This is a genomic window from Acidobacteriota bacterium (assembly GCA_009838525.1).
Taxonomy (GTDB): domain Bacteria; phylum Acidobacteriota; class Vicinamibacteria; order Vicinamibacterales; family UBA8438; genus VXRJ01.
In genome coordinates this window covers 83,985-107,545 of the sequence record VXRJ01000019.1, presented here as the reverse complement: position 1 = coordinate 107,545, position 23,561 = coordinate 83,985, and the positions used below count along the sequence as shown (strand labels likewise).

Genomic DNA, 23,561 nt, shown 5'->3' with positions numbered 1-23,561 from the left:
GTGCAGGCAGGCTAGCTGTCCGCCAGCAGCTTCTCGACCGCTTTATGGGTTTCAGTCGGCAACTCGGCGAGGCGAGCGGTCTGCTTCCCGCCCGCCTGGGCGAAATCGGGACGCCCACCGCCGCGGCCGCCGACGATGGGTGCAAGCGCGTTGATCAACTTGCCGGCATGAACGCGATCGGTCAGATCCCGGGTGATGGCGACGGTCAGCGCGGCCTTCCCGTCGTTGTCGGAGGCGAGCACGACGACGCCGCTGCCGATGCGTTCGCGAAGCTGGTCGGCCATCAGGCGGAGCGCGCCGGGGTCGAGACCCGAAACGACCCGCGTGACCACGCGGACGTCACTGCCGTCGTCGGCGCCGGCGCCAGCACCCAAACCCGCGCCGGTATCCGAGCCGTCGTGAGCACCCGCGCCGTCGCCCGCGCCTGCGCCGTCGCCTGCTGCGCCCCCCGCCAGCGCCGCCCGCACCTTCAGTCGCTCGATGTCGCGCGCCAGACGCTTCGTGTCCGTCTGCAGCTTGCGCACGGCTCCCACCGCTTGATCGGGCGCCGCGCCGAGCACGCCGAGCAGGCCGTCCAGGGTCTCGCGGCGTTGCTGGAGAAAGTCGATGGCGCCGGCGCCGGTCATCGCTTCGAGCCGGCGGACTCCGGCCGCGACGCCGCCTTCCTGCGTGATCACGAACGGGCCGATGTCGCCCGTTGCCCGGCAGTGGGTGCCCCCGCACAACTCCGTCGAGAAACCCGGCACCTGGACCACGCGGACGCGGTCACCGTACTTTTCGCCGAAGAGCGCCATCGCGCCGTCGGCGATCGCCGTCTGGGTGTCCCGAACCTCCGTCTCCACAGGTTGATTGCCGAATACACGCGTGTTGACAAGCCGCTCGATCTCCAGGACCTGAGCGTGGGTCACCGGCTCGTGGTGCGTGATGTCGAACCGCAGCCGATCAGGCGCGACGAGCGATCCCGCCTGCCGGACATGTTCACCCACCACCGTCCGGAGGGTGGCGTGGAGCAGGTGCGTCGCGGTGTGATTGCGCCGGATCGCGTCACGCCGCACGGCGTCGACCGACGCCGTCACCGTGTCGCCATCCCGGAGAATCCCGGCCCGCACCTCGACGACGTGCATCCGGGGCCATGCCGCCACGGGACGGATGACATCGACGACCGACGCCTCCAGAGCGCCCAGCGCCGAGCTGCCATCGGTCGCATCCCCGGGAAGATCCGCCCCGCCCGCCGGCGAGAGCTTTCCCGTGTCGGAGACCTGGCCACCCGCTTCCAGGTAAAAGGGCGTCCGGTCGAGGATGGCGTACCCCCTGTTTCCGGCTTCGATGCGTTCCACGGCTTTGCCGTCGGCGCCGAACAGGCCGGCGACGCGGCATGCATCGGAGGTGGTCTCGTAACCGATGAACCGGTCGTCCAGCGCGGCCGGGTCGCAACCAGCGTCGTCGAGCGTGAACGCCGGAGCGTCGTCCGCCGCGAACTGGCTGCCGGCGCGCGCGCGTGTCCGTTGCGCCTCGAGGGCCCGGTCGAAACCCGCGTGGTCCACGGCGATAGAACGCTGCCCGGCCAGGTCTTCGATGAAGTCGAGTGGCAGGCCGAACGTGTCGTACAACCGGAACGCCTCGTTGCCGCCGAGCGTGCCGCCCTCCACGGCCGCGCCGTCGAGCGCCGCCTCCAGGCGAGGCAGTCCGTCGGTCAGCACCTTGTCGAACTGCTCCTCCTCGCGTCGCACGCTCGAGGCGATGGTGTCGCGGTTCGCTTCGAGTTCCGGATAGGCGTGGCCCATCTCCGTGATGACGACTCCGCAGAGTTCATGCAGGAACGGTTCGCCGATACCCAGTTTCTTGCCGTGGCGCATCGCGCGCCGCATGATCTTCCGCAGCACGTAGCCTCGCCACTCGTTCGAGGGGATAACCCCGTCCGCGATGAGGAAAGTCATCGCCCGGAGGTGATCGGCAATGACCCGGAGCGAGACATCCGACGTTCCGTTCGACGGGCCGCCCGCCAGGGGCCCGTACGGCACGCCGGCCCGCTGGCCGATCGCGGTCAGCAGTGGCGTGAACAGGTCGGTGTCGTAGTTCGACAACTTGTCCTGAAGCACGGCCACAATACGCTCCAGGCCCATTCCAGTGTCGATCGACGGGGCCGGCAACGGGGTGAGGCTTCCGTCCTCGTGCCGCTGAAACTCCATGAAGACGTTGTTCCAGATCTCCACGTAGCGGTCGCACGGGCAGTCGATGCCGACGCAGGGGGTAGTGGGGCAGGGCAGATCGTCGCCCCGGTGGTAGTGCACTTCCGAGCACCGCCCGCACGGCCCGGTGTCGCCCATTGCCCAAAAGTTCTCGGCCGCGCCCAGCATGGCGATCCGATCCGCCGGAACGAGCGCGCGCCAGATGTCGTACGCCTCGTCGTCGCGCGGGACCCCGTCCTCGCCCTTGAAGACGGTGACGTGAAGCCGGTCGGCGGGCAGCTTCCAGACCTCGGTGAGCAGCTCCCACGCGAACGGAATGGCGTCCGCCTTGAAATAGTCGCCGAACGAGAAGTTGCCCAGCATCTCGAAGAAGGTGTGGTGCCGGAGCGAGGGGCCGACGTTCTCGAGATCGTTGTGCTTGCCGCTCACGCGCATGCACTTTTGCGAGGTGGTGGCCCGCCGGTAGTCGCGTTGCTCGGCGCCCAGAAAGACGTCCTTGAACTGGTTCATGCCGGCGTTGGTGAACAGCAGCGTCGGGTCGTCGGCCGGGACGAGGGGCGAGCTCGGCACCACACGGTGGTTCCGCGCTTCGAAATAATCCAGGAAGCTCTGGCGGATCTGGGCCGAAGTCATGCGGGTCAATTCTGACACAGGGGGCGCAATGGACGGGTCACGGCGCCGCGTCGACATCCGCGTCGGCGTCCGGATCGTCGGGGCCGACCCGGGCGCGAACGGCCGCGATCGCCGCGCCGCTGTCGAACCCCTGGCGGATGAGGTAGCGGCAGAGTCTCTCGAAGTGCTTCCGGTCGCGGACCGGCCCCCTGAGCCGCCGGTCCAGGGCGCGTTCCAGCACGACGGCGTCCCCCGCCTCGGAGTACGCCTGGTCCACCGCCGCGCGCGCCACATCGGAGGCGATTCCCGCCGCCTCGATCTCCCGCCGGGCCCGATGCGGGCCCCGGTGCGCTATTGTCGCGGCGCGGCGCGCGATCATCGCCGCGGCCCGCTGGTCGTCCACCGCGCCCTCGGTCTTGAGCCGCGCCACCGCGGCCGTCGCCTCGTCCGGTTCGTAGCCCTTGGTGACGAGGCGTTCGGTAAGCTGCGCTGCGGACAATTCCCGCCCGGCCAGCAGCGCGAGCGCCGCCGCGTAAGGAGAGGTGGTCACGAGCGGCGGATCAGGTTCGCAGAGTGCCCGCCGCGGTCCCGGAAGCGGCAGGCTGCGCCGCGCCGCCATAGACGAACGTGAGCCAGCCGTGGGTGTCGGGGACGTGGCCGTTGATCACGTCGAAGAAGCGTTGCTGGATCTCCGCGGTGACGGGACCGCGTGCACCATCGCCGATCGTGATCTTGTCGATCGAACGGACCGGCGTAATCTCCGCCGCGGTGCCCGTAAAGAACACCTCGTCGGCGATGTAGAGCATCTCGCGCGGCAGCGTCGCGTACCGCACCTCGTAGCCGAGGTCGGCGGCCAGCGTGATCACCACGTCGCGCGTGATGCCCGGGAGAATCGAGTCGGCGAGGGGCGGTGTCGTGATGATGTTGTCCCGGACGAGGAAGATGTTCTGGCCGCTTCCTTCGCTCACGAAGCCCTGCGGGTCGAGCGCGATGCCCTCGGCGTAGCCCTGGAGCGTGGCCTCCATCTTGATCAACTGGGCATTCGCGTAGTTGGCCGTGCACTTCGACATCGACGGGAAACGGTTCGGTGCGCCGCGGCCCCAGGAACTTACCTGAACGTCGACGCCATGCTCGAGCGCGTCGTCGCCCAGGTAGGCGCCCCACTCCCAGACGAGGATGGCTGCCTCAACCGGGCAACCCAGCGGATTGACCCCGAGGGTGTCGTAGCCGCGGTACATCAGCGGCCGAACGTAACAGGCCCGGTAGCCGTTGGCGCGGATCGTGTCGAGCACCGCGTCGGAGAACTCCGCCTGGCTCAGCGCGTATTCCATCCGGTAGATCTTCGCCGAGTCGTAGAAGCGGCGGACGTGGGAATCGAGGCGGAAGACGGCCGAGCCGGCCGGTGTGTCATAGCAGCGCGCGCCTTCGAAGATGCCGCTGCCGTAGTGGATCACGTGCGATCCGATATGGATCTTCGCGTCCTTCCAGTCGACCAGCGTCCCGTTCATCCAGATGCGGCCGCTGCCGAAACTCATGGTCTCCCTGCTTTCAACTCGCCTGTGGTGAGCGAGTTGCCACCAATGTTCCAGTGTAGGTGGCGGCCGCGGTTTCTGGCAAGGCGGCTAGCGGTTGTTGGCTTCTTCCTGCAGCAGGCGCACGAAGTTGGTTGCGAAGGGCTCGAAGAACGAGAAGTCCTCCAGATGAGTTGGCGGCGCGTAGTCAGCGGCAATCTCCTCCGCGGTGCGTCCCTGCTCGGTCTCGTCGAGCACGGTGGCTTCCAGGTGCCGCTGGAATTCGGCGTAGCGGACAAGGTCGTTCCAGGGATACGCCTCCACGTGTCCGGAGATCACGGTGTCCACCGCACCCTCCAGTCCGGCTACCGCGCGCGCGATCGTGTCGTCGTAGCCGAGCGCGGTGCCGCCGTTGTCGGTGTCGATGTACGGCACTCCCTTGGCGCCGAAGAGGTCTCCGCCCATGGCGACCCGGATGTCGGGAAAGACTATCCAGGTGTCTCCGTTGGTGTGGCCGGGTCCGAAATAGTGAAGCTCGATGCTGTCCGCGCCGACTTCCAGGGTGCGGTTGTCGCTGAACGTGACGTTGGGCAGGAATCGCGCATTCTCTCCCTTGAAAGCACCGCAATTGGTTACCGGGGCGCAACTCGTCCTCATCAGGCTGGCCCGCGCGTTCTCGTGCGCCACGATCCGCTCGACCGCTCCGAACTCGGCATTGCTCCCGGTGTGATCGAAGTGGGTGTGCGTGTTGATGATCATCGCCACCGGCTTGTCGGTGACGTCGCGGAGCTGCTCGAGAATGGCGGGGCCCTGGCCCGCTACCTTGGTGTCGACCATCACGACGCCGCCGTCTGCCACGTAGAACAGCGTGTTGCCGCACATGCAGCCGCCGTGCAGGACGTAGAGCTTGTCGTCGAGCTGCTCCAGCCGCAACGGCGGTGTGGGCGGCGCGCCGTCAGGCTGCGCGGTGAGCACGACCGAGAGAACGCCGGTGACCACAAGCGCCGACAGGAGACAGGTTCTGAACACGGTTTCCTCCCCAACGTTCTTGGGATGAGCCTGCCCAGTTTACTCGGACCCGCCTCGCTGACGGCGCACGGCAGCGTTCGGTGACGGCTTGGCAGCCCGTGGTGATACCCCGCGTAGCAGCGAGACCACGGGCTGCTAGGCCGCTTCGCCACAGAAAGGGCACTCGACCGCCCGCGCGTGAAGGGGCCGATGGCACGACGGGCAGATCCGACGTGCGCCCGGGGTCGGCTCGGCCTTCCGGCGGGGAAGGGTGGTGACGACGCTGCCCGCTTCGACCTGGGTCGACGTTCTGGCCTGCTGGCCGCCGTCGCCCGCTGCCGCCGGCCGGCCCTCGCTCCCCACCGCTGCCGCGACGGGTGGTTGCCCACTGCGCCTGGTCGTGGGTTCCAGGTCGCTCAGCAGGTCCGTGGCGCGCTGGTAGCGGCGGGAGATGTCCGGCGCGAGCGCCTTCACCACGATGTCGCTCAGTGCTTTCGGTACTTCCGGGTTCTCGTGTCGCGGGGCGCGGACCAGTTCCCCGCTCATCAGCCGGTCCAGCTCGTTGGGTGGCGGCGGTTCGTAGGGCAGCACGCCGGTCAGCATCTGGTACATCGTGATGCCCAACGAATAGATGTCCGAAGCGAAGACCGCCTTGCCGGTGAATTGTTCCGGCGCCATGTAGGGCGGGCTGCCGATGACTGTGGTGCTGTGCGCGGCCAGTTCCAGAAAACGGGAGGTGCCGAAGTCGGCGACCTTGAGCACGCCCTTCTCGGACACCAGGATGTTGGGGGGGCGCAGGTCGCGGTGAATGACGCCCTGCTCGTGCGCGTGGACGAGCGCGCGCGCGATCTGCGCGGCGTAGTCCGTGGTCCGCTCCGGAGTGAGGCCGCCGCTCTCGCCGATGATCGTCTCGAGTGTTTCGCCGGGGACGTACTCCATGACGATGAAGAAGAGGTTGTCCTGCTTCTCCGCCGTCGTGATGGAGACGATGTTGGGGTGGTTGAGCGCGGCCAGCAGGCGCGGTTCCTGGAGCAGCTCGGTGAAGTTCAGGTTCTGCTTGTGGGGGACCTTTATCGCGACGTCCTTGTCGATCCAGGTGTCGCGCGCACGGTAGACGGCTCCGAACCCGCCGCTTCCGAGCGGGGCCACCACCTTGTACTTGCCTAGCGTCTGACCCCGGAACAGCATGCGGCTTCGCGAGTATAGCGTGCCGCGTTTCCCCGCCCCGTCGCGATCAGAGCGATCAGAGATCGTCCCAGACGGATCGAAGGATGGACAGTGCGACGACAGGGACCAAATCCGCGCGGAGAGTGCGATGCCCGAGGCTCATTGGGCGGAACCCCGCGCCGATGGCGAGCGAGGCTTCGTCGGGCGTCCAGCCGCCTTCCGGTCCGATCGCGACGATGGCGCCTGGCGGGGCAGGCTCGGTACGGAGGGACGTGAGGGGCGCCGGACCCGTCCGAGACGTGCCCGCCGGGGCTTCGGCGGACGGTTCCAGCAGGAGTATCCGCAACGCGTCGCCTGACCGCGCATTCGCCAGCAACGACTCGTAGGCCAACGGCGCATGCACTTCCGGCACGACCGCACTCCCGCACTGCTTGGCGCTCGCGATGGCGACACCTCGCCAGCGGTCGGCCAGATGGCGCCCTCCGGCGCCGGGCGCCGCGCCGGCGCGCCGGCTGACCACGGGCACAATCGCCGACACGCCGAGCGCTGTCGCGTCCCGGACGACGTCATCCAGCTTCCGGCCCTTGAGGAGGGTGACGGCAAGTGTCACCGGGATCCGCGGCGGTGGCACCGGTTCGATCGGATTGCCGACGCGAACGATGACATGACGTGGATCGTCCTGCTCGACCGTCGCTTCGTGTTCGCGACCGTTGCCGTCGAAGATCCGGATCGTGGCGCCGGTGTGCAGGCGGAGGACGCGGACGAGGTGGCGACCTTCTTCCGGCGAAAGCGGCAGGGCCCCGCCGGCGGCCGGAATGATGGGAGCGTGGAAGCGCCGCACGGTCATCGCGGGCTGCCAGCTCCCGATCGGCGGAATGCCGCGCCGACCCAGTTGTCCTCCGTCTCGCGTGCGACGAGCGTCAGTGCGTTGCCGAGCGCCGCCCGGACCTGTCGGTCTTCTTCCTCCGTGAAGCCGCTGGCAATCAGCAGGCCGCCCGGTCCGACGTATCGCCCTATCGTGTCGGCCTGTTGCTCGAAGAGCGTCCCGGTCAGGTTCGCGAGAACGACATCGGCACGACCGTTGCTGGCGCCGTTAATCGTCAGGTCGGCCTTGACCAGCTCAATCGACCGATGCCGCGGCGGGCGCCCGCATCGGGTACGGTGGTCGACACCGTTGCGCTCCATGTTGTGCCGCGCGTTGCGCAAGGCATCCGGATCGCGATCAAGCCCACTCACATGGCGTGCGCCGAGGCGGATTGCCGCGATGGCGAGCACGCCGGATCCGGTTCCGAGGTCGATCACCCGGCGGCTCTCGGCGATCTGCGGGCGCAGCCGTTGCATGAGTGACAGGCAGAGACGCGTGGTCGCGTGGTGGCCGGTGCCGAAGCCGGTCGACGGCGTGATCTCGACCACGATGGCGTCATCGTCGGGCGCGGGCCGATCCCACGGTGGCGCCACGACGATATCGCCGACGCGCACCGCCTCGAGGCCGCCCTGGGATCGTTCCGCCCAACCGTCGTCCGGAATGTCGATCGGCGTCGCCGAGGCCCCGTCCGTTGTGAGAGCAACGTCGATCGCGCGCGCCGCCTCGTCGCGCGACCGGGCGGAGAAGAAGTAGACACGACACCTGCCGCCGGCCGTTTCCTCGATGGCGAACGGATCGAAGTCGTCGAGCAGAGCGTCGAGGCGGGGCTGGAGCGCGGGGCGTGTCGCGGGGAGCTGGATGTCGAGCGCCGGGCGATCCGGCCGCGACCCGTCAGCCAAAGATGTCCTTCATCCGATCCAGGAACGGGCGGTCGTCGTCCTGGGTGTCGTCCCGTTCCGTGCCGGCGAGGTCGTGCGCGCGCGCGACGCCTTCCCCCGGCATCGTCTCGCGCAGCGCTTCAATCAGGCGCTTCTGTTCGCTGGACAGTCGTTTCGGCACCTGCACTTTCAGGTCGACATAGAGGTCACCCTGTCCGCGGCCCTGCATGTGGGGCAGGCCCTTGCCGCGCAGGCGGAACCGTTCTCCCGGTTGCGTTCCCTTGGGCACCTTCAGTGTCGCGTCGCCGTTCAGCGTCGGGACCGTCACCTCGCCACCGAGTGCGAGGGTCGGGAATCCCGTCGACACCCCGCACAGCAGGTGCGCACCGTCGCGACGGAACACCGGGTGCTCCTTGACATGGACCACGACGTACAGGTCGCCCGCCGGGCCGCCCCGGAGGCCATGCTCGCCCTCACCGACGATTCTGAGCCGCTGTCCGCTGTCTACTCCCGCCGGCACCCGGACGGTGATCGTCCGTTCCTGCGTCGTGCGGCCCCTGCCGCGGCAGGCCACGCACGGGGTGGCTATCACCTGGCCGCTTCCGCCGCACCGCGAACAGGGCCGTGCGACCGTGAGAAAGCCATGCTGGGATCGAACCTGTCCGCGCCCTCCGCAAGGCGCGCAGCGTTCAGGTCCGGTTCCCGGCGCGGCGCCGGACCCGCTGCAGTCGTCGCAGGCCTCTTCCCGTGGAATGCGAAGCGTCGCTTCGTGGCCCACCGCCGCTTCCTCAAGGGGAATCTGCAGGTCGTACCGCAGATCGCTTCCCTCAATCGGTCCCTGCCGCCGGCGCGTGCCGCCGCCGAAGACATCGCCGAAACCGAACAGGTCGCCGAGGCCGGAGAAAATGTCGTTGAAGTCGGCGAAGGTAGATGGGTCGATGCCCCCCGCTCCGGCGCCCCGCACGCCAGCGTGACCGAACCGGTCATAACGGGCCCGCTTCTCGGGGTCCGCCAGCACGGCGTACGCTTCGGCTGCCTCCTTGAATCGCGCCTCCGCCTCGGCGTCGTTGGGATTGCGGTCAGGGTGATGCTGCAGGGCGAGCTTGCGGTAGGCGCGCTTCAACGATTGCTCGTCCACATCGCGGGAGACGCCGAGCACTTCGTAGTAGTCGCGCGCGCTCATGTTTGACCGACCTCGCTGGCCGGGGCACTGTCGTCCGCCTCCGGTGTCGCTTCGTCGTCAGCCCCGTTTCCGGCCGACACAATCACCATGGCCGCTCGCAGCAGTCGGTCGCCCAGACGGTAGCCGCGGCGGAATTCCCTGATGACGGTACCTTCCGGATGTTCGTCGCTCGGCTCTTCGGTCACCGCCTCGTGGAGATTCGGATCGAAGGGCTCGCCCACCGCCGCAATCGGCGTCACCTCTCGCTTGCGGAGCAGTTCGAGCAACTGCCGGTGGATCAGTTCGACCCCGATGCGGTACGAATCACCGTCGGAATCCTTGGGGGTAACCGCTAGGGCACGTTCCAGATCGTCAACGAGGGGCAGAAGGTCGCGCAGCAGGTCCTCGGCGGCGCGCCGCGCGAACTCCGAGCGTTCCCGCTCCGTCCGTTTGCGGAAGTTATCGAACTCTGCCGTCTTTCGGAGCAGGAGGTCGTGAAGCCTGTCTCGCTCGGACGCCACGTCGTCAACGACCGACGGCGCCGGTTCGGTGTCGCCTTCTCCGGTGGCGACGTCGGCAGGGGCTGTCGCGGACGCTGAGGGTTCCTCGTCAGGAGGCGCTGATTTCGGCTCGTCTGTCATGGTGGGACGCAGCCGCCTGAGCTACCAGCACGCGGCTGACGGCGGCGGAAACCTGATCGACGGTGGAGATGGCGCGCCCGTAGCGCATCCGGCGCGGTCCGATCACGCCGATACTGCCAGTCTGCTCGCCGTCGAAATACGTGGAAGCGACCAGACTGAACGGCTGCATTTCCGGTGTCCGGTTTTCGGTTCCGATCACCACGGTCAGGCCCGGCTCATCAAGGTACTCGTCGAGCAGGCGGACGAGGAGATCTTTCCGTTCGATCATGGCGAGCAGCGTCCGGAGGATGTCCAGCGGTACGCGGTTGGACCCGTCGGAGACTTCCTCGGCGAGAAACCAGGATCCCTCGATGAAGAGTGGGTCGGCCACGGACAGAGCGGTTCGCCGCGGCATGCAGGCGAACGCGAGGTGGTGCGAGGCGGCTGACAACTCGTGCGACACGCTGGAGAGCACGCCGCTGACGGTCCGGGCCCGCCGTAGCCGCGCCTCCACCGCCGGGGGCGCCTTCGGCCGCCGGCGTCGCTGGAGCAGGCAGTTGACGAAGTAGCGGTAACCTCGGTCGGTCGGCACGCGGCCCGCTGAGGTATGTGGCTGGTGGATGTAGCCGTCGTCCTCGAGTCTCGCCATCACGGTTCGGACCGACGCGGAAGAAATCCCGAGGTCGCCGTGACGCGCCAGCCAAAGGGACGACACCGGCTCGCCGCTGTCGATGTACTGCCGCACGACGCACGCAAGGATGCTGCTGGCGCGCTCGGTAAGTGGCGGCTGCTCCGATGGACTGGTAGCCGGTCGCGGTGTCATGGGTGTGTCCACCACCGGCACGCGAGCTTGCCGCGTGCCCGGCGTGCTAACCACTCTTGAGTATAGCAGCCGGTTCTTCGACCGCCGTCTGGTCGCCGGCGGGCTCGTCGCCGGCCGGCGGCGCGTCATCCGCGAGGGCCCGCGGCGTCCATCGGAGCGATCGGGCGCTTCCGCCGTCCAGCCGGTTGTACTTGACGGCGATCAGTTCAGCCAGGATGCTGACGGCGATCTCATGAGGCGTGACCGCCCCGATGTCCAGGCCGACCGGCGCATGCAGGCGGTCGGGATGGGTGACCGCGATGCCTTCTTCGCTGAGCGCCTCGTGCAGGCGCGCCACCTTCGCCCGGCTGCCGATCAGGCCGAGGTACCGAAGCGGCCGGGTGGCGAGCGCGCGAAGTGCGTCGAGGTCGTGGCGATGCCCACGGGTCAGGATGACGACGTAGGCCGATTCCGGCAGGTCGGCGTTCTCGAGCCATGTGGGGATGTCGTCCACGACGCACTCCACCGCATCGGGAAAGCGCTCCCGGTTGGAGAACTTCTCCCGGTCATCGATCACGTGCAGCCGAAAGCCGGCGCCCGGAGCGATCTGTCCCAGATGCTGAGCCACATGGCCGGCGCCGACGAGATAGAGCTGCGGCGACGCCTCGAGCGGGTCGATGTACACCTCCATCTGGCCTCCACAAATGAGCCCCGACTCTTCCGCAAGATCGTCGGCGAGCTCGTACCGCGCGACCATCGGCTTGCGCGTATCGAGCGCCTGACGCGCCTTCCAGAACGCGTCGTTTTCGTAGCAGCCGCCGCCAATGGTCCCTACTGTCCGTCCGTCAGCGTAAACCAGCATCTTGGCGCCGACACGTTGCGGGGTCGATCCCTGGGTGCGGATGATCGTCACCAGGGCCGCCGATTCGCCGCGCTGGAATGCTTCGTTGACGGCGCGGAAGACTTCCTCGTTCATGGTTCGGATACGCGCGTCCGGGCGCGAACGTCCGTCCGGGCGCGAACGTCTGTCTGGACGCGGGTTCCAGTATAACCCGGCGGTTCGCGGCCCCCCGTCAGTGTGGGCGCGGCCCGTCAGAGGGTCAGGAGGTCGTGCTGGCCGGGCGCGAAGGAGAGTTCGGTCATGAGGCTGTCGATCAGCCGGAACCCGTAGCGGTTGACGAAATGGATGACGCCGACACGCCGCTCCTGCGGATCGCCTCCCGGAAAGCACTGTGCCCGGGCGCGGTGGAACTGCCGGCGTAGCGTCTCGTCGCGGCGCTTCGCTGCCTGAATGACCTTGTTGCGGAGGTTGCCAAGATCCCGCTCGATCCGGCCGCGCGTCGACTCGACGGCCCCCGCCAGGGTCGGATCGACGGCGGGCACCACTTCGCGAATCGCATCGAGGCGCTCCGCCGCGGCATGCTCCGCCGCATCGAGCGCGTCGTGGACCGTGCCGGGCAACTGCGCGTCCAGCAGGGCGTTCAGCGCGGCGTCGTCCTGTGGTTGCAGCCGCGCCAGTTCCAGCCCATAGCGCGCCAGGAATCGCGTTGTCGCCGCGTCGGCGATAGTCGCCGTCGCTCGCGTATGGATCAACGGCATCGGCAGGTCGAACGCCGCGTACACCGTGCGCAACTGGCCGAGGTAGGCGAGTTCGTGGGGGCCGGCGACGACCGCCGCGGTCGGGAGCAGTGTGTCCTGTACGAGCGGACGGAGCAGGACATTCGGGCTGAACGATGCGGGATTGTCGTCCAGCTCGGCCAGGAGCGCGGCGCCGTCGAGGCGCTGGCTGCCCGTGAGGAAACCGCTGCCGTCGATCCGTATTGGCTCACGCGCGCCGTTCATTCGAAACAGCGCGGTCGATCCGGGGGTGGGGGAGACCTGCGCATGATAGCCGCGTGCCGTCAGCTCGCTGCCCGTGGCCGCCGCCAGTTCGCAGGTCCGCCCTGGCGCCCGCAACTCGCGCGCGAACAGGTCCCTGACGAAGGGCTTGGTGGCCCGGTCCGACGAATCGAAGACGATCAGCCCTTGATCACCCAGCAGCCGGTCGAGCCAGCGCGCAAACGCCTCGACGAGGCGAACGCCCGGCGTGTACGCCGTGGCGAGAGCCTCCAGCACCTCCGCCGTGAACTCGGTTTCGGGAAGCGCTGCGCGCAGTGTGTCGACCGCGTCAGCGATGGCGCCGTCGAAGCGGACTGCGGCCGCGGGCGTGCCGGGGGGAGCGTCGAGGTCGACCACCACCGACTCGGGCGCGGAGTTTCGGTTCAGGAAACCGCAGTGGCGTATTTCGTCCAGATCGTGATCTTCCGCGTCGACCCAGAAGATGGCAACGACCGCGCCGTCGCTCTCCGCGGCGTGTTGCCGGGCGAGCCTGACCGCGGTCACCGCCTTGAGCAGCGTGAAGAACGGTCCGCCGAACAGCCCCGCCTGCTGGCCGGTCACCACCGCCACGGTCCGCGGATCGCGCAGCTTGCCGGCCGCCTCGCGAGCCGCGGCGGGCGCATCGCGGTCGGCAAGTTGGCGTGCAATCAGTTCCGCCACCGCCGAATCGGGGGGCTGCGCGCGCCGCGCCGCGACCGCATGTTCCCAGTTGGCGGCGTCGGTCGGCGATCCGCTGAAGAAGGACGCGACGCGGTCGAACGCGTGACAGTAGTCGCGGACGAATGGGCCGGTCCAGGGGAGTTCTCTCGTGTCGATCCTCACGGCAACGCCAGGGCGATTAGTTCCGGGGTAGCGGTGGTGCTGCCGCTGCCGACGGCGACGACGATGTACTGCTTGCCGTCGTGGAGATAGGTGATGGGATTGCCATAGGGAACCGCGGGAAGCGTGAACGAGCCCAGGTACTCCCCGTTGTCCTTATGGTACGCGGTAATTGCGCTGGCCGAGGCGACTTCGTCCTCGACGTAGCGCGCGCCGGAGTTGACCAGTAGCAGGGTCTTCGTCACGAGCGGGCCTCCGCCGTGCATGCCGCTGTGGCCGCCAAGCGCCGGCAGGTTGAGGTGGCGCAGCGCCGGGTGGTTGCGCGGGCCGTCGCCGTGAGGGCTCATCCAGAGTTGGTCGCCGCTGTTCAGATCGAAGGCTGACACCCGTTTGTAGGGAGGCTTGACCAGCGGGAGGCCGCGCGGGCCCGGTACATTGACGGCCCACGGATCGGTGAAGTAGCCGACGGTTGCCGGGGGCGGGTACTCCACCAGCTCAACCGCGCGGAGGCGGGTCTGCGACGGTACGAACAGCCGGCCGGTTTCCGGATCGACCGCCGCGCCGGGCCAGTTGATGCCGCCCCCGGGACCCGGCGACTGCACGATCGGACCCAGCTCGTCCCGCACCGGCGGCGGCGTGAAGATGGGTCCGAGCCGCATCCGCCCCGCGAGCCGGATGGCTTCCTCATGCAGTTCCGGCGTGAAGTCGATCAGGTCGTCGAGCGTGATCCCCTGCAGGTCGAACGGCGGAGGTTTCGTCGGGAAGGGTTGCGTCGGCGCGTACCACTCGCCCGGGACATCACCCGCCGGAACGGGTCGCTCCTCGATGGGCCATACCGGCTCGCCGGTCACCCGGTCGAAGACGTACGTGAACGCCTGCTTGCTGGTCTGCACGTATGCCTTGATGTCGCGGCCATCGACTGTGATGTCGAGGAGGTGTCCGGCGGTGGGGAAGTCGTAGTCCCAGAGCCCGTGGTGCACCGCCTGAAAGTGCCAGATGCGCTCACCCGTCTCCGCATCGACGCAGATGATGCTCTCGGCGAAGAGATTGTCCCCGTGGCGCATCCCGCCGTACCAGTCGTTGGTGGGAGTGCCGGTCGGCAGATAGACGTAGCCCAGCTCCTCGTCCACCGCCATCGTTCCCCAGACGTTGGTGTGGCCCGAGTAGCGCCACGACTCGTCGTGCCAGGTATCCGCGCCGAACTCCTCTCCCTGCGGGATCGTGTGGAACGTCCATTTCAACTCGCCGGTCCGCGTGTCGAAACCGCGCACGTGGCCCGGGTCCGCCTCGCGGCGCGTGAGCGACGTGTCCTGCACGATGCTGCCCACGACCACGGTGTCTCCCACGATGGCGAGGGGCTGCGAATGGGTCAGGCGTGAACGATCTACCGGGCGCCCGAGGCTGGTGCTCAGGTCCACCGCGCCGTCCGCGCCGAAGTTGGGATAGAGGGCGCCGGTGCGGGCATTCATCGCCACCAGGAGCAGATCGTGGGTTGCGATGAAGATTCGCGCGTCAGCGCTCCGATCGTCCTTCCAGTAGGAGACGCCGCGGTGTTGCCAGCCCATGTTGGCGGGCCGCTCGAGACGGTTGTAGGTCTCCGGGTCGTAAGACCAGACCATTTCTCCCGTTCCCGCGTCGACGGCGACCACCTGGCCTAGCGCCGTGCTGGCGTAGACGAGTCCGTCGACCATCAGGGGGATGGTCTTGAAGGGGCCCGGGTCGATCTCCTCACGTTCCGCCGCCACTTCGGTCGAGATCGACTTCCAGCGCCAGGCGATTTCCAGATCACGGAAGTTCTCCGGTCGGATCTGATCGAGCGGCGAGTACTTGGTGTTGGCGGCGTCATGCCCGAACGCGCGCCACTCGCCCGCTGCGGGGTCCGCGTCGGCAGTCTGGGCGTCAGCCGATGACGCAAGGCCCGTTATCGCGGCCATGAGGAGCATGAGGGCGAACCGTCGCGTGATCGGCATGTTATCTCCCGGTGCGTCGGCCGGAATTGTAAACGAGAACCTGCAGTGCCATCGGCTTTGCCGGCAGACGCGACGGGACTCAAACCGAATACGCCGAGCCAGTGGTCGGCGGCGCACCTCAACGGAGCGCACGTTCGGTTTACGGCAGCAGTGTGTACGCGACGCCGGCCTGCGGCACGGCATAGGCCAGACCGGTCGAACGAATCGTGATTACGCCGAGTGCGACGCTGCCACTCCATCGCCCCCGGATGCGGAACCCGACTCCCCCGCCGAAGATCAGTTGCCAGGGGGCGCCGCGTGCCGGCTTGCGCCACGTGCCCAGCAGGACCGCCGGGCGCAGCTTCCAGTCGTCGCGCGCGAGGTTGAACCGCCCGCCGAAGGCGATAGTCCGGCCGATCGGCTCCGGCCAGCTCGTGAACGATCCCCACGCCCCCAGGCGCCCGATCACCCGCGTCGACGTGCCGATCACCACGCCTTGGGCCGTCGCGGGCAGGACATCGTGCGTGCCAACGGCGCGCGTCGCATGCCGCACCGCTACGGAAACGGAGGTCTGCGCAAACGCCGGCGCCGCGGCGAGGGTCGTGAGCGCGATTCCCACTGCGACTCGCCGCATCATTCCTGTCTTCCTCAACCCGGGTGAGGCGTTGCAGCCGCTTCCATTCCGAACCGTGTGATGTTCTCCAGGGTTGCGTGAACGTCATCCCACGTCGTCGTATGGTTGATGACGCACATTCGGAGTGCGAAGGTGTCGTGTAGCGAAGTCGACGATATGAAAGCGTGGCCGTCCCAAAAGACGCGCGCGAGAACGTTCTTGTTGATCCGCTGCAGCTCCGCCTCGTCAAGCTCCGCGCCGGACGGATTGACCCGGAAGCAGACGATTCCCGCCGATGCGGGCGTCAGCAACTCGAGCGTCGGGCTGCTCGCCACCCAATCCGCCGCGCGGTTGGACAGATCGATCCCTTGTGCGACCGCCGCGCGCAACGCCGCCATGCCGAAGGTCCGTATCGACAGCCAGATCTTCAGGGCGCGATCCCGCCGGCTCAACTGCAGGCCGTGATCCGCCCCGTTCGGATGGCGAGCGCCCCATACCGAATCCTGGAGTATGTCGTGGTGAATGCCGAACGCCCGCGAGAGGGTAGGCGCGTCCTTGACCAGCAAACAGCCGACTTCATACGGCTGGAACAGCCACTTGTGCGGATCGATGCCGATGGAGTCCGCCCGAGCGACGCCCTCGAGCAGTTGAGCCCCCTCCGGCAGGATGGCGAGCGCCCCGCCGTGCGCCGCGTCAACGTGCAACCAGATGCCCTCTGTCTCGCAGTAGTCCGCGATAGCAGGCAACGGGTCGATTGCGCCGGTGCTGGTGGAAGCTGCATCCGCGCATACCGCGATGGGAGAGCAACCCGCGGCGCGATCCGCGGCAACGGCGGTCGCCAGCGTGTCCGGGTCCATGCGGAAGTCCGCGCCGGTCGGCAGGATACGAAGGTGCTCCGGGCGGATGCCGATGATACGTGCCGCGCGAACCTGCGCGCTGTGACTTTGATCGCTCATGTAGACCGTGGCGCGCTGGGGGTGGCCAGCCGCCTCACGCGCGGCTACCAAGGCGTTCAGGGCCGCCGCCGATCCCCCGCTCGTCAGCACGCCCCCGGCGGTTTCCGGGTACCCGAACCACTTCCGGAACCAGTCGATCACGACGGCTTCGAGCTGGCTTGAACCGCCCGCGGTAAGCCACGTAGCCGTATTGACGTTGAATCCGGTCACAAGGTAGTCGGCCAGTACGCCCGGCCACGTCGGAGCGCTCGGGACAAACCCGAAGCATCGCGGATGATCGAGCCGCAACGCCGGGGACAGAACGTCCCGTACGGCCTCCTCGATGGCCGCTGCCGGCGAGCCGCCATCTTCGGGGGGTTCCGCCGCCAGCGGACTCGACGCACCCTGCTGGAACTCTCCGTCCCACACAGCGCTTGCGGGTAACTGTTCGCTTCGCTCGATCAGAATCTCGGTAACCTCGTGGGCCAGCTCTCGCATGAGGTCAGGCGACATCTGTAGTCTTGTGGTCATGTGATTCGCAATCGTGGTCAGACGAAACCCCTCAAATCGACGGTAGTTTACAAAGGGAGTTGGGTAGTAACAGCCGGAAAACCCGCAGCTGCCGGGAAGCGGGGTGCTATCTCGCTCTCGGGGCGCCCGGGGTCACGAGAGGCTGGAACGGCGCCGTCAGAGAGAGCGTCTCGGTCCGCGGGGTGTAGCAGATCGTCTCGCTGCAGACCTGGTACAGCACAGAAAGCGGCACCTCGACGACGTCCGGCCGGTCCGGGTTCGACCGGTGGAAGACTTCCGCGTCCGGCGTCACGGGAATCGCGACGTCGACCACCCCTTCGTAGACGTTGAGGGTGACTCCGAGCAGCGGGAACTCCCTCGGGTGCGTCGGCGGGTACCGTATCGCCCCTACGCGCAGCCCCGGGGTGTCGGGAACCGTCACCTCGGAAGCGATGTAGCCGTCGGGCAGCGGCTGGCCGTACATGTGGAGTCCGTCCGCGAGCTCGAAGCGCACGTGAACCGTCGACTGGGTCTCGAACTGCATCGCGGGGTCGGACAGGAACGCGGAGATCTTCACCTGTTCGGCACCGAGCTCGACGACCGGAACCTCGTGGCGCGCGAGGATCTCGCCGAGGGCGGAGTCGCGGATCGTCCCCGCCGAGGCGCGGCTGGCGTAGTGCCGGTGGAAGAACTTCTCGGTAACCACGCCGTTCTCGTCCGTCACGTAGACGCCGGGGAACGGCACGCCGTAGAAGCTGCGGCCGGCGGCCTGTTCCGGATCCTCGGGAGCGATCAGGGTGTTGAGGATGCCGAACTCCCGAATCACGGCCGAGTCGACGTCGGACAGGAGCTCGTACGTCACGTCATGCTCGTCGGCGAACGCCCGGAGCTGCTCCGGACTGTCGTAGCTCACGCCGTAGACGCGAATGCCTGCCTCCTCGAAGAGCCCCAGGTTCGTCTGCAGCTCGACCAGCTGCGTGCGGCAGTACGGTCACCACACAGCCGAGCGGTAGAACACGACAATCGACTTTGAATCGCCCCGGTCCGCGTGGTAGTCGACCATGCGCCCCTGCTGATTCGGCAGCGAGAACTCCGGAAGCCGCTGGCCGACCTCCGGTCCCGACGGGAACTCGTGGGACGCCGGGTAGCGGCGCCCGGGATGACTCGCGGGCAGGCCGAACGTGATGCCGAGGTCGTCGGTCTGGGTGCCCGGTTCCAGGTCTTCGTGCGCAGAGCGGACCGGGGCGGCCTCCTGCGCGACCGCCTCGGCCGGAGCCGCCAGCAACGCGAGAGCCGCTGCTGCGAATGTCCAGCGTGTCATCGTCTCGTCTCCAGAAAAATGGCGTCGGCGACCGAACCGGCCACCCTCGCTGCGAGTGCGGCCATTCTATACGCCTTCCCTGGCGACATCGCCGCGAGTGGCGATGGCTTGCGGCCATGCTTGAGGATTCCGCCACCTGGGAAGCGTGCCACGAGTCGCCGGACGGTGCGATCCTTGGGACGGTGGAGTGCCCGGCGCCTGCGGTGATGTCAGCACTTCAGCACTCAATAACCCGCACATGACCTTGAGAGCCATACTCCAGAATCCTGGCGTCACGCGTGGCTAGCACGTGCCCGAAGGTGCGGGCGGTCGCGATGAGGATGCGGTCCGCGGGATCGGGAGGCGGCGTTCCCGGCAGCCTGGTCGATGAGACCAACACGGACGTCGGCATCGCTGCCAGCGTCACGGAGGGCAACTCGCAGAAGCGCTGGAACCAGAGGTCGGGATCGAGCGCAAGCGCGATCTTCCCCTTCGCCACGAGCATCCCGATTTCCCATGCGGTGATGGGGGAGACGAACAAGCGTGCCCCGCGCCGGTACGCGTCCTGCAATTGGCTCGCGCCCGGTTCGCGCAACGGGTCCTTGTGGGCCGTCCAGATGACGGCGCACGTATCGAGCAGGAAGTCGGTCACTTGGACGCTACCGCGCGGCGTTCCAGTCTTCGCCGATGGGGTCCGTCAGATTCGTGCCAGGCGATATCGTGATGGTGTCCTTCAGGGAGCCAAGAACGTCTGCGAACGACCCTGTACGTTCCGCCGTGGACGATTCGCCGCCGGCTTCTGGCGCCGGCGTGGCCGTTACGACCTTCCGAAAGACCAGCCTCTGCTTCTCCATGTTGACTTTCTCCGTCTCGTATCCCGCTGCGAGCCAAGCCTTCGTCATGACCCAGTTGCCGGGGTTGTTGGACCACAACGCACGGTGCCTGCGGGCGGCGGGTGGCAACCCGGCGCCGATGACCTGTTCGATTTCGCCGAAAGTCATGGGCACGCGCGCATGTCCGGAATCACGCAGGTGGGATTCGAGCGGGGTGTACTTGCTGTTCATGATTGACAGGTTTCTCCGTGCCCGGGGGATGCGACTGAACTGCCTCACAACGCCGCGGACGCCGACGTCGCCGCCGATCCGCGCCGAACCTTGTAAGGCTACTGTGTGGGCACCTTGGTGTCAAGGTGCTTCCGCGGGCGACCGGCGAACCGGCCGATCTGCAACGCGTCCGGGAGACGTTCGGATGGGTGGGCCGCCCCCGATCAAGGCAGCGCGAACACGAACAGGTTGTTGGTGGTGCTCGGACGGATTTCCGGTGTCAGCCGGCCGAACAGGGACGCGGTGCTCGCAGTGCCGGTGCCGACCGCGATGTACTGCCGGCCGTCTACCGCGTAGCTGATCGGAAAGCCGGTCACCGCGGAGCCCAGGTTGATCTCCCAGAGCACCTCGCCGGATTCCTGATCGAACGCGTGGAAGCGGCCGTTGTTATCGCCCCCGAAGACCAGGCCGCCGCCGGTGGCGACGAGCGACATCGTCGCCGCACGCTGCTCGTGCACCCACGCGGTTTCCCCCGTCTCGGCGGAGATGGCGAAGACCGTGCCCACCTGATCGGTGCCCGGCGCGATCTGGTTGCGCACGGCCAGGGCATAGTGCGACGTGCCGGGCGCGTCGGTCGCGAGCATCCTCGCGCAGGCGTTGCGGAGCGGCATGTACATCATGTTGGTCAGCGGCGAATAGGCCCCCGCCTCCCAGTCCTTCCCGCCGTTCCAGGTGGGGCAGGTGAACATCTCCTGGCCGAGCGCGCTGAAGACCAGCTCCGCGTTCTCGGTAACCTGGCCGGTCGTCCCGTCGATGTCGCTGATGACGTTCTGCGTCGTGGTGCCGGTGGCCCAGAGGAACTCGCCCGTTTCGCGGTCGAGCGTGTAGACGATGCCGGTCTTGCCCGGGATGCCGGTCAGCACCCTGCGCACTTCGCCCGGCTGGATGCGCGGGTTGATCCAATCCACCGCACCGGCGTCCGGCGCCACGGTCGTGTCGACCAGGATCCGCTCGAACGGATGGTCGAGGTCCCAACTGTCATTGAGGTGCTGGTAGTACCACTCGATCTCGCCGGTGTCGGCGTCGAGCGCAAGCGTGGAGTTGTGGTACAGGTGCTTCAGGTCGGCGCCGCCCTGAAGGAACTTCGGTGCGGGCGACGTGACCGAGGTGCCGACATAGATCAGATTCAGCTCCGGGTCGAAACTCGGGACCATCCACGAGCCGACGTGGGCCCGGTCCTCGTAGGGAACACCTCCCCAGCTCTCATCGCCCGGCTCGCCCGGCGCCGGGATGAGGGGACGGCGCCATAGCTCCTCGCCGGTCTCGGCGTCATGCGCGATGATGGCGCACGCCTCCGGCCCGAACCGCGGACGGCAGCTACGTCCCGAGATCACCTTGCCGTTGGCGACGATCGGACCCGAGGAGTGCCGCACCGGGTTCTCGGTGTAGTCGAAGATCTCCGTTTCCCAGACGAGTTGACCGGTAGACGCGTCGAGGGCCAGGACGTATCCGTCGTTGGCGGTGTGGATGATCCGGTTGCCGTGGATCGCCACGTTCCGGTTCACGCTGATCAGGCCGCCGACGTACTCGTTGATGTCGTCGGGAATCACCCGGATGTACTCCCACAGGAGATCGCCGGTCACTGCGTCTATCGCCTGGATGATGTCGTTGGGGTTCGGCATGAACAGCGTGCCGCCATAGGCAAGCGGCGTGCCTTGCTGGGCCCCCTGGGCAAGGCCGCGGGCCCATACCATCCGCAGCTCGCCGACGTTGTCCCGGTTGATCTGATCCAGCGGGCTGTAGCCCCACCCGTCGAGGGTTCGGCGCCACATGAGCCAGTCGCCGGGAGCCGGATCCTGCAGCATCGCGTCGGTTACCGGAACAAATCCGTCGCCCGTCTGCGCGGTGGCGGAGTTGCCGCCCGGCCCGAGGGCGGCCAGCATCAGCGTGAGGAAGAGGGCTGACGCGCATCGTAGAACGAAGGGCTGTCGGGTCATGGTGCACTCCCTTCCCGGGGTCCGCGCCGGGGGCGATTGGCCGGATCCCCGGATTCTACCCGCATGTGCGCCGGAGTAGTAGACTGCCGGCATGGGCAACGGGCGGCGTCCGCATCGGGCGTGCGTTCGCGCGGCGTTGTGCGCCTCGGTCGTCGCCGTTGTGTCGCCTCTGGTGGCCCCGGGCCTGTCGGGCGCGCAGGCCGAGTCTCTGGGCGCCGTGCTGGGACGGGCGACCGAGTACGTCGACGACCTCCATGAACGGCTGACCAACGTCGTCATGGAGGAGCGCTACGAGCAGAGCGCCACGATGCCGGCATCCGCCGGGTTCGGCGGCCGGGCCGGCTTCGATCGGGTCACCCTCCGGTCGGATTATCTCCTCGTGCGGCCCGAGGGGTCCTACCGGCACTTCGGCTTTCGGGACGTATTCGAGGTGGATGGCAGTACGGTGCAGGATCGCGCCGAGCGCCTGAGAGGACTTTTCCTCGATCCGTCGGCGACGGTGCGCGATCGAATACAGGGGATACTGACCGACAGTTCCCGCTACAACGTCGGCGACATCGAGCGCAATACGAACACGCCGACGCTGGCGCTGCTCTTTCTGCATTCGTCCTTCAAGACCCGCTTTGACTTCGAGCGGCTGTCGGATGGCGAGGATCCCGAACTCGGGGTCGACCTGCCTGACGATGCCGGCGACGTCTGGGTGGTGGCCTATCGCGAGACCTGGCCCACTACGGTGATTCAGCAACGCCGCGGGGGCAACGTGCCGTCCCGGGGGCGTTACTTTATCGAGGCCGCCACCGGTCGGGTGCTGGTCACGGAGCTGTCGTTCGATGACCCGAACCTCGAGTCGCTCATCGTCGTCCGTTACGCGATGGACGAGACGATTGGGCATCCGGTGCCGGTCGAGATGCGCGAGCGCTATGCAAACCGCCAGTCCGGCTCCCGGGTGACCGGAACCGCCGAGTATTCGGAGTTCCGGAGGTTCCAGGTCGTGGTGGAGGAGTCGGACGTTTTCCGCAACTGAACGGAGTACGAACTGAAGGGAGTGGTGAAGGTGGCGCGAATGGTGAAGATCGTCTCGGCACGCAAGACGAGGTCAATCCTGGCCGCGACCGTCCCGGTATTGACCGTCGCCGCCATGCTCGCATCCGGTTGCGGTGGGGCAGGCGCCGGCGATCCGGCCGCTGGCGGCGAAACCGCGACGGACGCGGCCCCGCCGGCGGGGCGCGGCGAGGCGGCCCCTCCTCCTGCGCACGGCGTGCGCGCGGAGCGTCTCCTCGACGGGCCGATCATCACGCCCGACCTGCACCCGAGCATCGGCGTCAACATCCAGGGTCCTTCGCTGATTCGCGTGCCCGAGTGGATCGACAATCCGCTGGGTCGGTACTACCTCTATTTCGCCGACCACAAGGGGCTGTACATTCGCCTCGCCTACGCGGACGAACTGCTCGGCCCCTGGACCATTCACCCGCCCGGCAGCCTCCAGATCGAAGGGTCGCACTTCCTCGAGGCGCCGCCCGAGCTGACGCCGGAACAGCGGGCGGAGATCCTCGCGAGGCCCGCCCGTCCGGCGGGGATGTCGCACGACCCGGTGACCGAGGCGATCACCCCGCACATCGCGTCGCCGGACGTCCATGTCGACGACGCCAACCGGCGCATTGTCATGTATTACCACGGCCTCGACGGCATCTCGACGCAGGTGT

At 67.7% G+C, this 23,561-nt stretch carries 21 protein-coding genes and 1 pseudogene; 2 read left to right on the top strand and 20 right to left on the bottom strand.

Features of this window, described 5'->3' with window-relative positions; genetic code table 11:
* Positions 1-11: 11 nt before the first annotated feature.
* The 20 genes from alaS to F4Y45_10195 all read right to left on the bottom strand — a co-directional run bounded on the left by alaS (position 12) and on the right by F4Y45_10195 (position 22,137).
* A complete protein-coding gene (gene alaS / locus F4Y45_10290; protein ID MXY24896.1) occupies positions 12-2,822 on the bottom strand; it encodes an alanine--tRNA ligase in 2,811 nt (936 codons plus the stop codon).
* A gap of 37 nt (positions 2,823-2,859) precedes the next feature.
* Positions 2,860-3,420, bottom strand: a complete 561-nt coding sequence (locus F4Y45_10285; protein MXY24895.1) for a hypothetical protein — start codon at positions 3,418-3,420, stop codon at positions 2,860-2,862.
* Positions 3,362-4,336 (bottom strand): branched-chain amino acid transaminase, encoded by a 975-nt coding sequence (locus F4Y45_10280; protein MXY24894.1) that lies wholly within the window; start codon positions 4,334-4,336, stop codon positions 3,362-3,364. Before F4Y45_10280 ends, F4Y45_10285 begins: the two co-directional genes overlap by 59 nt.
* An 87-nt stretch (positions 4,337-4,423) precedes the next feature.
* Positions 4,424-5,341, bottom strand: a complete 918-nt coding sequence (locus F4Y45_10275) for an MBL fold metallo-hydrolase (protein MXY24893.1) — start codon at positions 5,339-5,341, stop codon at positions 4,424-4,426.
* A 135-nt stretch (positions 5,342-5,476) separates the two neighbouring features.
* Positions 5,477-6,508: a serine/threonine protein kinase gene (locus F4Y45_10270; GenBank protein ID MXY24892.1), complete on the bottom strand. Its 1,032-nt coding sequence runs from the start codon at positions 6,506-6,508 to the stop codon at positions 5,477-5,479.
* A gap of 55 nt (positions 6,509-6,563) precedes the next feature.
* Positions 6,564-7,334 (bottom strand): 16S rRNA (uracil(1498)-N(3))-methyltransferase, encoded by a 771-nt coding sequence (locus F4Y45_10265; protein ID MXY24891.1) that lies wholly within the window; start codon positions 7,332-7,334, stop codon positions 6,564-6,566.
* Positions 7,331-8,251, bottom strand: a complete 921-nt coding sequence (locus F4Y45_10260; GenBank protein ID MXY24890.1) for a methyltransferase domain-containing protein — start codon at positions 8,249-8,251, stop codon at positions 7,331-7,333. The genes F4Y45_10265 and F4Y45_10260 overlap by 4 nt, the downstream gene beginning before the upstream one ends.
* The gene (dnaJ, locus tag F4Y45_10255) at positions 8,244-9,413 is read right to left on the bottom strand and encodes a molecular chaperone DnaJ (GenBank protein MXY24889.1); all 1,170 of its coding nucleotides are present in this window, start codon (positions 9,411-9,413) and stop codon (positions 8,244-8,246) included. The genes F4Y45_10260 and dnaJ overlap by 8 nt, the downstream gene beginning before the upstream one ends.
* Complete coding sequence (gene grpE / locus F4Y45_10250) at positions 9,410-10,033, bottom strand: nucleotide exchange factor GrpE (protein MXY24888.1); 624 nt, start codon at positions 10,031-10,033, stop codon at positions 9,410-9,412. The genes dnaJ and grpE overlap by 4 nt, the downstream gene beginning before the upstream one ends.
* On the bottom strand, positions 10,002-10,964 hold the full coding sequence (locus F4Y45_10245; GenBank protein ID MXY24887.1) for a hypothetical protein: 963 nt from the start codon (positions 10,962-10,964) through the stop codon (positions 10,002-10,004). Before F4Y45_10245 ends, grpE begins: the two co-directional genes overlap by 32 nt.
* Entirely contained in the window at positions 10,882-11,790 is a 909-nt protein-coding gene (locus F4Y45_10240) for a xanthine dehydrogenase (GenBank protein ID MXY24886.1), read from the bottom strand. The genes F4Y45_10245 and F4Y45_10240 overlap by 83 nt, the downstream gene beginning before the upstream one ends.
* 116 nt (positions 11,791-11,906) lie before the next feature.
* The gene (bshC, locus tag F4Y45_10235) at positions 11,907-13,514 is read right to left on the bottom strand and encodes a bacillithiol biosynthesis cysteine-adding enzyme BshC (protein MXY24885.1); all 1,608 of its coding nucleotides are present in this window, start codon (positions 13,512-13,514) and stop codon (positions 11,907-11,909) included.
* Positions 13,511-15,664 (bottom strand): PQQ-binding-like beta-propeller repeat protein, encoded by a 2,154-nt coding sequence (locus F4Y45_10230; GenBank protein ID MXY24884.1) that lies wholly within the window; start codon positions 15,662-15,664, stop codon positions 13,511-13,513. The genes bshC and F4Y45_10230 overlap by 4 nt, the downstream gene beginning before the upstream one ends.
* Positions 15,621-16,094: a hypothetical protein gene (locus F4Y45_10225; protein MXY24883.1), complete on the bottom strand. Its 474-nt coding sequence runs from the start codon at positions 16,092-16,094 to the stop codon at positions 15,621-15,623. The genes F4Y45_10230 and F4Y45_10225 overlap by 44 nt, the downstream gene beginning before the upstream one ends.
* Before the next feature lie 14 nt (positions 16,095-16,108).
* Positions 16,109-17,539, bottom strand: coding sequence for an aminotransferase class V-fold PLP-dependent enzyme (locus F4Y45_10220; GenBank protein MXY24882.1), 1,431 nt, complete (start codon positions 17,537-17,539; stop codon positions 16,109-16,111).
* Positions 17,540-17,645: 106 nt separating this feature from the next.
* Positions 17,646-18,431, bottom strand: coding sequence for a redoxin domain-containing protein (locus F4Y45_10215; GenBank protein MXY24881.1), 786 nt, complete (start codon positions 18,429-18,431; stop codon positions 17,646-17,648).
* Positions 18,432-18,509: 78 nt separating this feature from the next.
* Complete coding sequence (locus tag F4Y45_10210) at positions 18,510-18,839, bottom strand: hypothetical protein (protein ID MXY24880.1); 330 nt, start codon at positions 18,837-18,839, stop codon at positions 18,510-18,512.
* A 217-nt stretch (positions 18,840-19,056) separates the two neighbouring features.
* A complete protein-coding gene (locus F4Y45_10205; GenBank protein MXY24879.1) occupies positions 19,057-19,470 on the bottom strand; it encodes a type II toxin-antitoxin system VapC family toxin in 414 nt (137 codons plus the stop codon).
* 7 nt (positions 19,471-19,477) lie between these two features.
* The gene (locus tag F4Y45_10200; GenBank protein ID MXY24878.1) at positions 19,478-19,882 is read right to left on the bottom strand and encodes a hypothetical protein; all 405 of its coding nucleotides are present in this window, start codon (positions 19,880-19,882) and stop codon (positions 19,478-19,480) included.
* Between the two features lie 203 nt (positions 19,883-20,085).
* Complete coding sequence (locus F4Y45_10195) at positions 20,086-22,137, bottom strand: PQQ-binding-like beta-propeller repeat protein (protein MXY24877.1); 2,052 nt, start codon at positions 22,135-22,137, stop codon at positions 20,086-20,088.
* Between F4Y45_10195 and F4Y45_10190 the strand changes: the two genes are divergently transcribed.
* Together F4Y45_10190 and F4Y45_10185 are read left to right on the top strand one after the other, a co-directional pair.
* Complete coding sequence (locus tag F4Y45_10190) at positions 22,076-22,882, top strand: hypothetical protein (protein MXY24876.1); 807 nt, start codon at positions 22,076-22,078, stop codon at positions 22,880-22,882. The genes F4Y45_10195 and F4Y45_10190 overlap by 62 nt on opposite strands.
* A gap of 279 nt (positions 22,883-23,161) precedes the next feature.
* Positions 23,162-23,347: pseudogene (locus F4Y45_10185) on the top strand (hypothetical protein).
* Positions 23,348-23,561 lie beyond the last annotated feature (214 nt).